16 protein-coding genes are annotated in these 13,498 nt (G+C 62.6%); 9 read left to right on the top strand and 7 right to left on the bottom strand.

Translation table 11 applies throughout. The annotated features are described in order from the left end of the window. Nucleotides 1-211: 211 nt before the first annotated feature. From AC5RW2_RS37715 to AC5RW2_RS37685, 7 genes are all read left to right on the top strand, one after another. Nucleotides 212-400: a hypothetical protein gene (locus tag AC5RW2_RS37715; protein WP_494031848.1), complete on the top strand. Its 189-nt coding sequence runs from the start codon at nt 212-214 to the stop codon at nt 398-400. Nucleotides 401-900: 500 nt separating this feature from the next. Then, entirely contained in the window at nt 901-1,419 is a 519-nt protein-coding gene (locus AC5RW2_RS37710; RefSeq protein WP_494031849.1) for a hypothetical protein, read from the top strand. A 451-nt stretch (nt 1,420-1,870) separates the two neighbouring features. Continuing rightward, nucleotides 1,871-2,263, top strand: a complete 393-nt coding sequence (locus tag AC5RW2_RS37705) for a hypothetical protein (protein ID WP_494031850.1) — start codon at nt 1,871-1,873, stop codon at nt 2,261-2,263. 134 nt (nt 2,264-2,397) lie between these two features. Then, the gene (locus AC5RW2_RS37700; RefSeq protein ID WP_494031851.1) at nt 2,398-2,667 is read left to right on the top strand and encodes a hypothetical protein; all 270 of its coding nucleotides are present in this window, start codon (nt 2,398-2,400) and stop codon (nt 2,665-2,667) included. A 191-nt stretch (nt 2,668-2,858) separates the two neighbouring features. Beyond that, entirely contained in the window at nt 2,859-4,214 is a 1,356-nt protein-coding gene (locus AC5RW2_RS37695; protein ID WP_494031852.1) for a sensor histidine kinase, read from the top strand. Further along, nucleotides 4,207-4,881: a response regulator gene (locus AC5RW2_RS37690; RefSeq protein ID WP_494031853.1), complete on the top strand. Its 675-nt coding sequence runs from the start codon at nt 4,207-4,209 to the stop codon at nt 4,879-4,881. The genes AC5RW2_RS37695 and AC5RW2_RS37690 overlap by 8 nt, the downstream gene beginning before the upstream one ends. A 465-nt stretch (nt 4,882-5,346) precedes the next feature. Next, nucleotides 5,347-5,763: a hypothetical protein gene (locus AC5RW2_RS37685; protein WP_494036997.1), complete on the top strand. Its 417-nt coding sequence runs from the start codon at nt 5,347-5,349 to the stop codon at nt 5,761-5,763. A 106-nt stretch (nt 5,764-5,869) separates the two neighbouring features. Here the strand turns inward: AC5RW2_RS37685 and AC5RW2_RS37680 are convergent, their stop codons facing one another. From AC5RW2_RS37680 to AC5RW2_RS37665, 4 genes are all read right to left on the bottom strand, one after another. Next, complete coding sequence (locus AC5RW2_RS37680; protein ID WP_494031855.1) at nt 5,870-6,442, bottom strand: hypothetical protein; 573 nt, start codon at nt 6,440-6,442, stop codon at nt 5,870-5,872. A gap of 279 nt (nt 6,443-6,721) precedes the next feature. Then, nucleotides 6,722-7,294 (bottom strand): hypothetical protein, encoded by a 573-nt coding sequence (locus AC5RW2_RS37675; RefSeq protein WP_494031856.1) that lies wholly within the window; start codon nt 7,292-7,294, stop codon nt 6,722-6,724. Beyond that, nucleotides 7,248-8,243: a hypothetical protein gene (locus AC5RW2_RS37670; RefSeq protein WP_494036996.1), complete on the bottom strand. Its 996-nt coding sequence runs from the start codon at nt 8,241-8,243 to the stop codon at nt 7,248-7,250. Before AC5RW2_RS37670 ends, AC5RW2_RS37675 begins: the two co-directional genes overlap by 47 nt. After that, a complete protein-coding gene (locus AC5RW2_RS37665) occupies nt 8,240-8,782 on the bottom strand; it encodes a hypothetical protein (RefSeq protein ID WP_494031858.1) in 543 nt (180 codons plus the stop codon). The genes AC5RW2_RS37670 and AC5RW2_RS37665 overlap by 4 nt, the downstream gene beginning before the upstream one ends. A 227-nt stretch (nt 8,783-9,009) precedes the next feature. Between AC5RW2_RS37665 and AC5RW2_RS37660 the strand changes: the two genes are divergently transcribed. Together AC5RW2_RS37660 and AC5RW2_RS37655 are read left to right on the top strand one after the other, a co-directional pair. After that, on the top strand, nt 9,010-9,591 hold the full coding sequence (locus tag AC5RW2_RS37660; protein ID WP_494036995.1) for a hypothetical protein: 582 nt from the start codon (nt 9,010-9,012) through the stop codon (nt 9,589-9,591). A 568-nt stretch (nt 9,592-10,159) separates the two neighbouring features. After that, a complete protein-coding gene (locus tag AC5RW2_RS37655; protein ID WP_494031860.1) occupies nt 10,160-10,684 on the top strand; it encodes a hypothetical protein in 525 nt (174 codons plus the stop codon). Between the two features lie 8 nt (nt 10,685-10,692). On the opposite strand, the gene AC5RW2_RS37650 is transcribed toward AC5RW2_RS37655, so the two are convergent. Genes AC5RW2_RS37650 through mobC form a run of 3 tightly spaced genes read right to left on the bottom strand, consistent with a single transcriptional unit; the run spans nt 10,693 to nt 13,364 of the window. Beyond that, entirely contained in the window at nt 10,693-11,463 is a 771-nt protein-coding gene (locus tag AC5RW2_RS37650) for a hypothetical protein (RefSeq protein ID WP_494031861.1), read from the bottom strand. A gap of 3 nt (nt 11,464-11,466) precedes the next feature. Beyond that, nucleotides 11,467-12,975, bottom strand: a complete 1,509-nt coding sequence (locus tag AC5RW2_RS37645) for a relaxase/mobilization nuclease domain-containing protein (protein WP_494031862.1) — start codon at nt 12,973-12,975, stop codon at nt 11,467-11,469. After that, a complete protein-coding gene (mobC, locus tag AC5RW2_RS37640; RefSeq protein WP_494031863.1) occupies nt 12,972-13,364 on the bottom strand; it encodes a plasmid mobilization relaxosome protein MobC in 393 nt (130 codons plus the stop codon). Before mobC ends, AC5RW2_RS37645 begins: the two co-directional genes overlap by 4 nt. Nucleotides 13,365-13,498 lie beyond the last annotated feature (134 nt).

Raw genomic sequence — 13,498 nt, 5'->3', positions numbered from 1 at the left:
GATAGCAAATCCCATGCCATCAGCTCTAACACACGGAACGGAAACAGACGTGAGCTGCGATCCGCTTCTACGAGCCAGCGCTGCAACAAACAGAGCGCCGGTAGAACCAAAGCATCTCGGAGTCCTCGGTACGTAAGCCGCCTGTTGAGACGCTGCAGCAGCTGTCCGTACACGTGGTTTGAGAACGCCGATTGTCTATCTACTGGTAACCATGGAGAGAATCACCGAGGCAACGCATATTCCGGCAAGCACCCAGAGGATCGGCCAGTTGAGACGAGGCCAGTACCTTTCCTTTGGGTTCTTCAAGTACGCCAATATCGGTCGATATAAGACTGCGACAAAAATCAGTCCTGCAAGTCCGCTCAAGAGCGCGAAGAAGAAACTCCAGGTCATGGTGTGATCCTAATCGTCGCAACGTTCTTCTGGGCCGACTCCGAAGCGGCGCCAAACGGAACAGTGGTCAGGGATAAAGGCGTCGTCCTCTGCGGTCCCAGTCTTCCCTGCGGGCCTCTTCCTCATCCCAGAACGGTGAGTCATTGCGTCGAACACGGAGCAGATAACCGAGGAAGACCATACTGAGGATGAAAGCTGCACCAGCAAGGAGAAGGACGGGCCGGTTCCACTCTTCACCCTGCCCGGGCAGCGCAGTGAAGGCTAGCAGGCCGCTGGTGAGGACTTGGAATGCCCAAGCCCCGAGCATGAACCGGAAGCTGCCGCGAGTCATTCTAGGTTCCAGCCGCTTACGGCCGCCCGTATCCGACATGCTCGGAGCCTACAACCGTTTGCTCAGGTTGTCGCGGGCATTGACCCCGTCCCGGTGGGAGGGGTGGTTGCGCAGGGGCCCGAAGTTCCACGGCCGCACCTCTGGATTCCGGGCCCCATGTGGGCTTCCATGGAGTTATGGGCGGTTCGAAGGCGTTGCTCGCCATAGTGGTGCAGGCCGGTCTTATTGGTCTGGTGCTCGTTCCGCTGGTGTGGCTTTATGCCGCGAACGCTGGCTGGGCAGGTGCCCTGTGGGTGATGGTGCCGCTATGGTTCGTGGTTTCGTTCATCATCCCCTACATTCCGCGTTACGGGCAGCGCCGGAATGAGGCCCGGGGCCACCTTGACTGTTTTGTCCGCGTCATTGACGGCTCCATCCCGCCGCTGACCGCCAGGTGGAAGCCTGCTGTGGTCACACCGCGTGAGGGGCGGCTGGTGCTGGAGACCTCCCGCAGCGGCTACGGCGACATTGTTCTGACCCATGTTGGTGTTGTGGGTCAGGAGCGTGAGCCGACCTGGCCCGAGGCCCTGTTCCGATTCCGGCCCACGTGGCGGGTCCTCACGGTCCCTGCCGAGGAAGGCACGGTTGAGCTGGCGGTCTCGCCGCAGAACCTGAGCAAAGTGGTGGGCACGATCATGGAAACCGAGCGGCAGTAGACCGGGAACCGTGCGGGGAGTGACTGCTCGCCCGATCCCTTGACGGGGTTACCCGCATGGCTGAACAGGGGTGAGCACCACGACGGACAGCGGCAGGAGTGCGATGGGCAGGTGCGGGGACGGTGCTTTGCGGATTCATGGGAGTTGGATCCGGAATCATGTCTCGTAGGAAAAGGCCAGCAGGAAAATAACCGCAGTGGGTGCCGCGCTCATCGAAGGCTACCTCGTGCAGCTGCTGTCAGTGACAAAAGCGTCCCCTATTCTGCCTATTTCGGAACAACCAGAGGGAGGAATCGTCCTGAGAGGTAGTTGTGTTGCTCTGCGAAAACGGCGGCCTGCTGGCTTCGCCCGCCGCCCTACTTTCAGAAGGGTGGTAGGACCGGACGGAGGACTGTAGCGTCTGTGTCACCTCAGAACGGATAAAAACAAGTCAGAGGACGGGCAGAACGACGTGAACCGGTTCCAGATGATCCGAAGGTTCCCACAGCCACTTAAGGCGCTGCATATCCTGTACCTGGTTGCCTTCACTGCGGCGTCCATCAGCATTGTCGTGATCGTGCTCCTCCGTTTGAACGAGTACATCGATATCATTCTCTGGGTCGTTGCGTTCTTCGGTGCCGTGCTCATCCTGTTGGGGCTGGTGATGGTCACCGATTACCGCGGCAGTACCCGGGCCTTCGCCGCTGCGCTGAAGGACTACAAGCCCAGGGGCGTCGACTACTCCCGGTCTTTTTGGTCCACCCCCCGAGCCGTGAGGCTGATGGGAGCGGGCTATCTCGTGGCGGGCCTCTGGTTCAATTACGGCGTCTTCTTCGGCTTCGGACTCGGCCGCTTTACCGACTGAGGTTTCCAGTCGGACTCTTGACCGGGCCACGGTTCCCGGTAGTCTCCGGTCATGGAGTTCCTCCAAGTGTTCAGCAGGTTTCCGCTGCTGATCCGGATTCTGTACCTGGCGCTGTTCCTATGGCAGGCACGGTTTTGGCCCTTACGGATCTGCGCGAACAGGCACAGTGGGCCTCCGCCGCTGCCGGAGCCATACTGGTCATCCTCGGGGTTATCCTCGTCCCGAATCTTTTCGGAACCGCACAGGCTATGGCCGATGCCATGAAGACCTATCGGCCTGCCGGCGTTGACTACTCCCAATCATTTTTGGCCACGCCCCTGTTCCTGCGGCTGTTCGGTGGTATGTCCATCGTCGTGGGCATCGCCTTCATGTTCTTCAGCCCCTTTACCACCAACGGAAGCTAACGCTGCAGGAGTGACTGTAACCGGTTCAACTGTCTCTGCCAGAACATCCCGGAACCAGCTGGTTGAAAATCTCCGAGACATCGATTTCAGCTGTGGTTTGGCTCCACCGCTGGGATGAATCTTCTGGCCTGCGGGTGGAGAAGGACGCCGGAGGAGCAAAACGGCGTTCTGCGGCGGATAACGTGGCGGGCATGGAACAGATTCTGAAATTCTTGCGTCGCTGGGGTGCGCCTTTGGCGGCTCTGGTGTTCTGCGTCCTTTGGACGGGCCGTCACTGGGGCCTCTACGGTTACTTCCTGGCCGAGCAGGGCAGGCTTCCGGTCATCGTTCTGGTCTCGGTGGCCATAGCGCTGGCGGGCCGCTGGGCCGCGGCGTCCCTCGCGGCGACAGCGGTGCTGCTGGTTCTGCAGCTGGTCCATCTCCTGGAACCGATGATCGCCACGCCGTGGCAGGTCTACATCGGTGCCTTTGTGGCTTTGGGTTTCATGGTCTGGACGGCATCGCCCCGGATGAGGGTGGTCGCCGGCGGTGTGACGGCGGTTTTCGCCGGTGTCATGGCGTTCGTCATGCTTTCGCGGCAGTACGGTATGGGGGCCTACTGGGCCTCGCCCCTGGTGATCGCAAATGCTCCGCAGAAAACGATGATCGGCCTGTGGTGGCAGTGCTGGGCGGTCCTGCTCCTCATCGCCGCAGGCTGCGCGGCCGTCGGCATCCTGCTGCGGCTGTATGAGGAGCGCGGCACGCTCTTCCATGCCCGTGACGAGGCCCGGGCGAGTCTCAGGGAAGCCGAGGTCGAGCTGGTCGTTGAGCAGGAGCGGACCAGGATCGCCCGCGACCTGCATGACGTGCTCGCGCACTCACTGGCGGTCATCGCCGCACAGGCGGACGGGGCCCGCTACATCGGCAAGGGACAGCCGCAGCCGGTGCTGGATGCCCTCGGGACGATCTCCGGGTCGGCACGCCGCGCCCTCGTGGACGCCCAGCGCGTCATCGAAGGGGTACGTGAAGACGGTCTGGCGGCGCCGCAGCCGAAGCTGAGCGACATCGAACCGCTGGTGCACCAGATGAGCGGCAGCCTCAAGATCCGCCGGACCGAAACCGGGGCACCGGTCGAGCTCGGCGCCGGCCAGCAGCTGGCGGTCTTCCGGATCGTCCAGGAGTGCCTGACCAATGCGCTAAAACACGGCGGCCGCGGCACGGCCGTACGCCTGCATTTGGACTGGTCCGGCCCGGGTCTGACCCTGCATGCGGCCTCGGCACTGCGCCCCGCCGCGGCGGGCCAGACCGGTGAGGGCGGTACAGCAGCAGAACGGGTGGGGCGGGGTGTTCCCGGGATGCGGGAGCGGGCCCACCTGGCCGGCGGCTGGCTCACCACCGGAGCCGACGGCGAGGACTTCCGCGTCACCGCATTCATTCCCTACGGCTCCCGCCCGCCGGCAGGCACCGCCACCGGTGCCTTGGTGCCGGCAGCGGCCGATGGCGATCCACGCCCCGCACTGGAGGCGACGGCGTCAGCCGGGGGGCCGGAGGAAAACCCCCGTGGCTGATCCGGCCAGGATCTCGGTGGCGCTGGTGGACGACCAGCCGTCCTTCCGCGCGGGCATCCGCATGATCGTGGAAAGCCAGTCGGACATGGAGCTGGCAGGCGAGGCCGGCGACGGCGAACAGGCCGTCACCCTGGCCGCTGACTGCCGCCCGGACGTGATGCTGATGGACCTGCGGATGCCGGTGCTCGACGGCGTGGAGGCGACCCGGCGGATCACGGCGGCGGCCGAGGCCGCCGGGACCGACAAACCTAGGATCATCGCCCTGACCACCTTCAACCGGGACCAGGCGGTCGTCGATGCCGTACAGGCCGGGGCCGCCGGGTACCTGCTCAAGAGCGCCGAGCCGGACTTCCTCCTGTCCGCCATCCGCACGGTGTATTCCGGCTACTCCGTGATAGCACCCGGCTCAGCCCATGACCTCTTCCAGCACGCGGCCCGGACAATGCCTGCGGCCGGACCCGACATGACAGTGCTCGAAGAGCTCTCCGTGCGGGAGCGGGACGTGTTCCTGCTCGCGGCCAAAGGACTGGGCAACACGGACATCGCAGGAAGCCTGTTCGTCTCCGAGGCAACGGTCAAGACCCACCTGCGCTCCGTGCTGGGCAAGCTCGGCCTGCGGACCAGGCTACAACTGGTGGCCTTCGCCTACGAACACCGCCTCCTGTGACAAGGAAACCGGCAGATACAGGGAAAAACGGGAAGTGCGCCGGCTTGTTCCGCTCGAGGTGATGATTGCCGTCGGCGACCCCGTCGATGAAATCCGGAAGTACTACCCGGACTATTCTCCAGCTGCCCGATAGCCTCGCGAAGGAACGTTCAAAGTACCCGGGTGGTGGGACGCCAGGGCAAGGAATGACCGCCGCACACGGCCGAACCGCCTCGTGCCTTCTAAGCGGTACGACAGAAGAAATTCGCTCACACCGGTACCAAGCAACTAGGCATCAGCCGTCTTGATGAAAGACCGGCTTAGTACGGGCGGCAGGCAAGACAAGGACACATGCGTGCCGGTAATTACTCGTTTCATCGAGAAGCAGTGCAGTCTCGCCTCATGACAGGTCCTAGTAGCCTGAATATGCTGGAGACGACCTTGCAACCTCCTACGAGCTGGCATTCCCCGGAAAGGGGCACGGCAATGGACAGTCAGAGGCAGAGGCGGAACCGTTTGGTTGCCGTGGTGGTCGTTCTAGCGCTGTGCCTGTGGTCTCTGATGATGGCCCTGCTGCGAGAAGCAGACACCGTCAGCTTTGGGCAGCGGGTACCACTAATCATCCTGTGTCTTGCCACCGGCGCCGTCCTTTTGGGCTACCTTTTGCGCGGCAAATGGAAGGGTGCTCCGCTGATCTTCGCTCCCAGAGGCAACTGGTGGATCACAGTTCTCCTCTGCGCCGCCATAGCCGGCTACGTCATCTGGTACACGATCCTGGGAACAGAAGCCCCATTCGGCCTGACTCCTTGGCCCTTGATCATTGGCGCGAACGTCGCCTTCAGTTTCAGGCCCCAGTCTGCGGAGACTCAACCCCGCGCTGTTCCCCGACCAGAAAAAGCTTAGGACGCACTTCGGGACTGCCGCATTCCAGCTGTTGTTGAAAGGTCGTCCAGCTGCCTCGACAGGTCGGGCATACATCTCGCACCTTCTGAGCTCGATCGTCAGAAGACTAGTTCTCCTGATCTAAGGAGCCGCTGCGTTCGGCCAGCTGCCGCCGGAGGGAGTCGATGCGCTCCAATCTCCGTTTCAATGTGATCGTCCCCCATGTGCCGAGACCGATGAAAATGGCAGCGCCGGCCAGGAAGAACGGCGCCCACTCGGGGACTAAATACGCATCGTAAAGCTGAAGCCCGACAGCACCGGCCATGATGAGGGGAGTCACGCGGACGTTGGTGCGCACCTGATGACGTCTGGCCGCCAGCTCCGGTCCCCAGTCCAAGACAAAGCTCTGGTTTGGAAGCACTCCGCTTGCAACAGCCGCCTCAAGGGCCGTCCCCTCAGTGGCGGCCTGGCGTGCGCGGCCACCGCGGGGAACGGAAGCTAAGTTTAGGACCACCGCGATGGTCACCCCGCTGCCGATGGCTATGGGGAAGAGGCCCCAGTCAGGGTTCCCTCCTTGTAGGGCCACGACCATGGCGATCGTTATCAGCGCCGCGACCAAAGCCTGAACAATGATCAGGGCCCACCAGGAGCGACGCGTGAGCAGGCCAGAGCGGGCGCTGTCAGATGCGCTGTCCTTCATGTCGGGAGCCTAGCCGACACCCAGTTCACGCGATAGAGCTTCCACACCTCCTGCGCCGACAGAGGATGTCTTTCAGGGCGTTCGCTGCAAGCCCCAAGGCAAAAGCTCACTACGAACACGTTCACCTTGGATTGGATGAAGGTGTCTTTCGTCTTGCGCAGTACACAAGCTGCGGCATGCAAAGCAGGCCTGTACCGAGCCGGACTACAATCAAGATCCCGGCCATCTGGTCCGAAGGCATACTCCGAAACCAGCGCGGCCGAACCGGCGAAAACAGGCTTAACCAAGCACTGCTAGATAACAAAAGAAGGTTGCCAGCCCCAGTGCTGCGCCTGCCAACGCCTCCCCCCATGTATGTTCACCGAGAGACACACGGCTAAACATCATTAATGGAGATAGCATCAACAGCCACGCCCAGGCGCCCCCGTACATGACGCATACCCACAAGGCAGCGAACGTAACAACTGATACATGAGCGGAAACGTCCAACCAGCGCCGGAAGAACACCAGACCCGCATTGCCCATGAAAAACGCTGCAACCGTCAACGGCACCGGTGGTCCCAGGGGAATCATGAAACAGGCAGCCGCACTCGCGAACGTCAGGGCGGCCAGGAGAATGATCCGCAGACGGTCAGGCAGACCCCACCGCCGGAAGAGACCCTTGGAGCACTTATAGATGATCCCTGGGACACCAACAATACCGGCCAGGAGAACCATTACGCCCAACGGGCCCATCCCCGCCTTGAACCCGGCAGCGACCACCAGCATTGCCAGTACCATGGCCGGCGCCAGGATCTGGGAATATCTAGACGACAGCGTCCGTGCGCCGGATAGCTGTGCCGTTTCGCTCAATTTTCTTGCCTATCTCGTCAATGATCTCTGTCTCCTGTGCAGACAGAAGATTGGGTTCCAGCACTCTGATGTCGCCGATGAAGATGAACCAGCGATACAGCTGGGTTTTGGACATGCGTGCATTCAGGGAAATCTTGGTAGCGGCCAGATGCCGCTTGCCTGCGGAAGTATGTGCCAGGCGTTCGACGATGGGTCTGAGAGTGGCCAGCGCCTCTGCATACTCCCTCCGTACGGCGAAGGCTGCCTTGAAGCGCCCATACGCCGGAAGGATGAAACCAACCGCAAAACCCACGGTCATCAGCGCGAGGAAGACGCGGTATCCGACGTTCAGAATATCCTGATAGGCCCCGTCATCGCCCAGCGCCGTCATCCCGATCAGGAACAGTTTCACCGCAGCCGCCAGGACGCCGACCATGCAGCCGGTGCCAAGGAAGTCGAACCCGACCCGGAACAGGCTTGATTCTCCGCGCCTGTTCCTGCGCAGTGATTCCATTCCCGTGTATCCGGTGATGATCCCGAACCACGCGAAGAACGTTGCCTGGTACAGAGCAATGGTCGTCATCTCACCAAAAGTCTCCGTGAAGTTGGCGGCAGATCCTTGGGTGTTCGAAACGAGCAGAAGTGCGGCCTGCGCCATCGCAAGGCCAATCCCCGCGCCGATCAGTACCTTGACATGGCTGCGGAACCGGCCGGTGGCTTGGAGCAGCAGACGGCTGAGTTCCGTCATGCCTATTCCCATGAGCAGGTGGACGATGAGATTGGTCAGATTCCAGCTGCCAAGCTGGTGATCAACGGCCAGATACACCGGGTCGATGTTCAAGGTTGCGCCCAGGGCCACCATCGATACGCCCAGGAGGATCCCGGGCCTCCAGCCAAACCGCAGGCCCACCAGGCGGATTGCTACCACCGCCCAGAGAATGACGATCGAGACTGTTTGCAGGACTGTCATATGAACGTTCGCTCGAAGTCACTGGGGCTCTCGGGCTCCTCGGGCAGCAGCGCCAGGGAGAGCAGGTAAGCAACGCGCTCAGCGGCCATTTCGCTTTCGTTCCAGCCCAACGACCGTGCCAGCATCCGCTTAATGCCGCGGTTCCTGCCAATGTGCTGAAACAAGGTGGGCATGGGAACGTCCGCAACGCCGCAGCCGTCATGGTTCAGAAGAATGTGGCCAAACTCGTGACACGCAGCGTGATTGCGATGCAGTCGGTTGTCCCCGGACGGCAGCAGAATGACCGACTTCTTATCCGCCTCCATCCAAAGACCCGTGACGGCCGGGATCATCGAGCTGTCTATTTCCTGCAGCTCTATGGGTTTTCCATGGGCTTCCGTGACGATGGCCAACAGCTCATCGAAGGTTATACGGTCAGCAAGATTGAGGGCGGCGACGACTGCTTTCGGGGTTGCGGGAGTTGCCCTCTTCCCGCTGGGGGACTTTCCAAAACGCACAGAAATCGCTTCCCATCCTTGCTTCACGCATGTTTCACTCACGCATGAGTCAATTGAGCCATCCCAAAGACTTGAATATCCAGAATGACACGCTTGTCACATGAGCGTGTAAACGGTTAAGGGGTCTTGGTAGTAGGGGTCGGCGAGTACTACGGCGCCCCCTTGAAGAGGTGTTGCCTTGAAATTGCTGGCTAAGAATCTGCGAGCAACAGTAGCCTGAGCCCAGAAGACGAAACCAGCGGAAAGGCGCCGGCGGCCAGGGGCTTCGGATGCTGCCGCGGACGCTGTATGTCGGTTCCTTGGAGGTTGAGATGCAGGCTATGCCCCGGTCTCAAAGACTTGTCGGAGGGCTGATCGCCCTTATCGTTCTCTGGCTCGCGGTAATCGCTGCGGTCTTCGCCATCGTGATCAGCTATGGAATCCAATGGAGACTGCTTCCCATGCTGGCGCTCCTGTTGATCACAATCGGCACCGGATTCAGGGGTCTGACGACACGGATTAAAACCCTGAGAGCCGTCTCCTCCGGGTCGCTGGCTGTTGTCTTCCTGTGGACGCGCGCCGACGCCTACGTGCCGCTGGATGGTATTGAGGCCTCGGAAGCCTTAGACCGCTGCCGGAAGATTCTGGACGATGCAACAAAATACGAGGAGCCATCAGCGGACAACGGAACGCTGCGGGCGGTGCTGAAATCCCGGTTCAAAAGCACCAACGCCCACTGCCTTATCACCGTGGATCAACCGGCCCAGGTTCTACATATCCGATTTGAGCCTGCAACGGGGAATGCAAGAGTTGAACGGGAGATACACAGGTTCGTCGAGTGCCTTAAACCGAGTACCTCCGGACAAGCTTGAGGACTGTTCCCCCCGCAGGGATCCCGCCGCGGAGGCCTGCACGTTCAGTCAGCGGGGTGGTCGGGTAAGCGCTCCGGATGCTTAGGGTCTCTGCCGCGATCCCGCCAGTACTCATCCCGTTGCCACAACGAAAACCGGATCACCGCCACGAAGTAAACGATGGTCGGAACAGCAAGGATGGCGAGCTTCACCCATATCCACGTCTCGGAGTCGATCGGCAGAAAGTTCAGAATCAGGGTGAGCAGGACTAGGGCCAGCCCGAAGTAACCGAGGCGGGTAAGCCTGCGCCTCACCTCTGGACTTGCGCTGGCGCCGGGCTGTCCGGGCTTTCTCAGGTATCGCGGGGGCATGGATGCACTGAACCATGATCGGTAAGAATCCGAAAGATCCTAGAGCAACCGGTCAGTTCCGGCAGCTTCTGCCCACACGATAATTTCCGTTACAGGGGTTTTGTCACTGCTGGCGGGTAAGTCGCGGGCTGTGAATAAGGTTGATCCCGTGGCAGCACGGAAGGGGTTTGAGAAGCAGCCTGTCAGGTCTGGCCACGCGAATGCCCAGAAGGGGAACTATGCTCGAAGCGGTTCTAGGAGTCGGCATCGTGCTCGTTGTGGTCACCATGCTCGGCGTGGTCCCCTTGGGGATCGCCAATCGGATAGAGCGGTACCAGCCGATGCCGGAAGACGTTTGGACTAGCATCGACACAGCCATCATCTACCGCTATCTCTCGCGGAGGGCAGCGCATACCGCGGCCGCCACCGATAAGCCGACCCTAGTGTCGGTCGATCTCCACCCCCGAAAGCAGGGGTTCATGGACTTTAACAAGCCAAAGGCGATCTATGCCTACCTCGGACACCAGGCCAAAGGCGGGTACCTAAACCATGCGGACGGCATGCTATCTCGCGAATGCCACGAGTCGGTGATCGCTTTCCACGGCAGCCAGCTAACCGCAGTGATAACCCGAGAGGACATCGAGTGGCGCCCGCACGACGGCGCGCTGGCAATCAAAAAGCCGGTCACCGTGCAAGCTCACCTCTATGGACCGGTCAACGCCTACCGCGCGCGGAGAGCGGACGATCCGCCGTTCGTTTTCTGAAGGGAAGGTCATCCCAGCCCCAGGTCGCGTTCCTGTCCTGCTCCGGGTCCGGACTTTCGGGCCTTGGGCGCACGGCTGGGCCCGCCCTCGACGGCGGCGCTGGGCGGGGTGGCCTGGTTGATGTCGGCGGCCAGGCGGGCGACGACGGCTTCATGGTCAGGGCTCCCGAAGGCGGCGGCCAGCTGGTCGGCCAGGGCCGCGCGGCGGTCCCCGGAGTCCCACAGTTGCTCCGCCTCCGTGCGCGCCCGGCCGGCGTCATCGGCGTTGAGCCGGTCCCCCTGACCTGCTTCGGCGGCGTGCAGCGCAGCCTGGGTGTTCTCGCGCTGGGCGTCGTGCTGTTCTTTGTGAGCAACCTCGTTCCCGTTCCCGGACGGAAGGTACCGGTCAAGGCCGTTGCCGCGCAGATAGTCCGCTACGCCGACCCCGTAGCGTTGCTGGACTTCGTGTTCGATGCGTCCCCGGGCGGAACGGGCCATGTCATCATGCTCCTGCCAGCGCAGGGCCTCGGTGTAGCGCTGGGCGATGTCTTCGGGCCGGGCTGCCTCCCACCACCGGTCCTGTTCAACCCCCGAGAGGCTGGTGCGCATCACGGCCCGTTCAGCCTCGAACCGTTCCTGCAGCTGCCGGACCCGTTCGGCCTGCTCGCGGGCCATCTCCTGCCGTCGCTCTGCCATGCGGCGGGCCATGGCCTCGCCGAGCCGGCCCGCCAGTCCCATGAGGGCCTGCAGGTCGCGGGAGACCATGTCGTTAATGCCGTCGGGCTGTGTTGCTGCGGTCATGGGTTATCGCTCCATTCCATGTCGGGGATTCACGGTGTGGTGAGCAAGCGTGTGCGGACGGGCAGTGGGTCCTTCGGTCTCGCGCAGCGGCCGGACTGGTCCGGCCGGGCCGGCATGAGATACCTCTGCTCCGGGGCCCTTCGGGACCTCGGGCAGCGGGGCGGCGACGATGGCCAGCTGCTTCTGCACGGTGTCGGCGATCAGCTGCTGTTCGCGCAGTTCAGCGGTGGCCTTGTGCATGTCGTGGATCGCGCGCGCCAGCCGGATCATCTGCGCCAGGATGACCGCCTGGGCCATCGGGGATGCCGACGTCGCAGCGAGCATGAACGCTGTCGTCCCCGTCATGCGCAGCGGCGGGTCGAGCCGGCTGGTGAGCTTCACTCCTGAACGGCGGGCGGAGCGGGCCAGTACTCTCGAAGTGTGGGCCAACGGCCCCGGTTCAGCCTCGGTGGAGCGAGACCAGGCAGCGAAGACACCGGAGGCTTCCCGTGCGGCGTGGGCCCATGTCTGGTGATCGTCCGGCGCGACGGTCGTCAGGCGTCGGCGGGCCTCGGCCAGTTCCTCGGCCATGCGCCCGGCAGTGGCCTCATCGAGGGCTACTGGATCGCTCTGGCCGTGGACGATGCGGCGGTGCCGCTTCGCCGCGGTCCACTCGTCTGCGGCTTCCTGGGCCAGGTGCACGTCGTCGGGCCACCGGGTGCGCAGCTGCGGCAGGGTCAGATCCTTGGCAAGTTTGCCCCCGCCGAACCACAACGGACGCATCCCGGCCGGGGGACGTTCGGCAACGGAGAACCCGGTGATAACTGACTGCCCGCCGTCGGCGAACCGTGGGTGCACCAGCAGTCCTGCCCGGCGCATCCTGCGCACAAACTGCGCCTCGTCAGGCGAGGACATGGCACACGCGCGTACGGTGCGTTCCAGCCGGAAGCGTGCCGGTTCCCGGTCCGACCCGTGCTGCTTTTCGGAGGGCTTGTAGCCGCGTTCGGAATGCTGCCCCAGCTGGAGCAGACCGAACTCCTTCTCCAGCTTCCGCGCCGCCTTCTGCGCCAGGGAAAAGTCCTGGCCGTCGTGCCACTTGGTGCCGTCCTCCCGCACCCGGGAGGCAACGATATGGATATGGTCGTTGCCCTTGATGCTCCTGCCGTGATGAACCGCGACCCATGAACAGGGCGCCTTTCCGCCGGCGTCGGTAAAGTCCATCTCGTCCATGAAACGGGCCGCGATATCGGACCAGTTCTGGCCGGTCAGCTCCACATCGTCGTCGCGCAGTGACAGCGAACAGTGCCACACGTGCTTGTCCAACTCCACATCGAACAGGGTGCGGTTCAGATCCAGCTCGCGTGCAATGGCCACCGCTGACTCATCGGTCAGCTGTGCGTCATCAAACCACGCCATGATCGTCGGTGAACCGGCCACCAGGTGCGGGTCGGTGTGCTCGTTCCGCTTACCCGGACCGACCAGATACTTCATCAGACCGACCGGCTTGGAACCCTTCGTGACGTTCGGAATCACGGCTTGATCTCCTGCACCAGCTCCAGGATCTGCTGCCCCACCTGCCGGGCCTCACGCACAGTCGCTGCCGTCTCCTCCGCCAGCTCACCGGTGGTATTGGCGTGGCGGGCGATCTGGTTCACGTTATTGGCCACCGTTGCCACCAGCCTGCGGATCTCCAGCAAGGCGGCAAGCTCGCGCTTACGCACCATCAACGACGCCGGATCCCCCGTGCCCAGCGCCGAGTCCACCAGGATCGCCGACGGCGACAAACCGGTCTCCAGCTCCAGCTGCATCAGCCGGACACGCTCGGCCTCGGACATGGACACCCTCACGTACTGCGTCTTGCCCTCAATCCGCTTCCGACGCGACGTCCACAGCCGGCGCGAATTCTGCTCCTCTTCGGCCACAGCATCTCCTCCCCTTGCCCAGCGCAGCGCCCCTCCCACCGGGAGGCCCCACACGCCCCAGTGTGTCACCGCCGGGACCGCAGGTCCAGCGCGGAAGCGCGTTTATGGCACATAAACGCATAGCTTGCTCCGTC

The sequence above is a fragment of the Arthrobacter sp. B0316-1-20 genome, assembly GCF_059091865.1.
This window is presented reverse-complemented; position numbering and strand designations above follow the sequence as displayed.

Bases quoted from the DNA above. Each gene is read 5' to 3' on its own strand.
- AC5RW2_RS37710 (WP_494031849.1), top strand. From the start codon at position 901: ATGGGCGGTTCGAAGGCGTTGCTCGCCATAGTGGTGCAGGCCGGTCTT.
- AC5RW2_RS37680 (WP_494031855.1), bottom strand. From the start codon at position 6,442: ATGAAGGACAGCGCATCTGACAGCGCCCGCTCTGGCCTGCTCACGCGT.
- AC5RW2_RS37650 (WP_494031861.1), bottom strand. From the start codon at position 11,463: ATGACCGCAGCAACACAGCCCGACGGCATTAACGACATGGTCTCCCGC.
- AC5RW2_RS37655 (WP_494031860.1), top strand. From the start codon at position 10,160: ATGCTCGAAGCGGTTCTAGGAGTCGGCATCGTGCTCGTTGTGGTCACC.
- AC5RW2_RS37660 (WP_494036995.1), top strand. From the start codon at position 9,010: ATGCTGCCGCGGACGCTGTATGTCGGTTCCTTGGAGGTTGAGATGCAG.
- AC5RW2_RS37685 (WP_494036997.1), top strand. From the start codon at position 5,347: ATGGACAGTCAGAGGCAGAGGCGGAACCGTTTGGTTGCCGTGGTGGTC.
- AC5RW2_RS37670 (WP_494036996.1), bottom strand. From the start codon at position 8,243: ATGACAGTCCTGCAAACAGTCTCGATCGTCATTCTCTGGGCGGTGGTA.
- AC5RW2_RS37695 (WP_494031852.1), top strand. From the start codon at position 2,859: ATGGAACAGATTCTGAAATTCTTGCGTCGCTGGGGTGCGCCTTTGGCG.
- AC5RW2_RS37715 (WP_494031848.1), top strand. From the start codon at position 212: ATGGAGAGAATCACCGAGGCAACGCATATTCCGGCAAGCACCCAGAGG.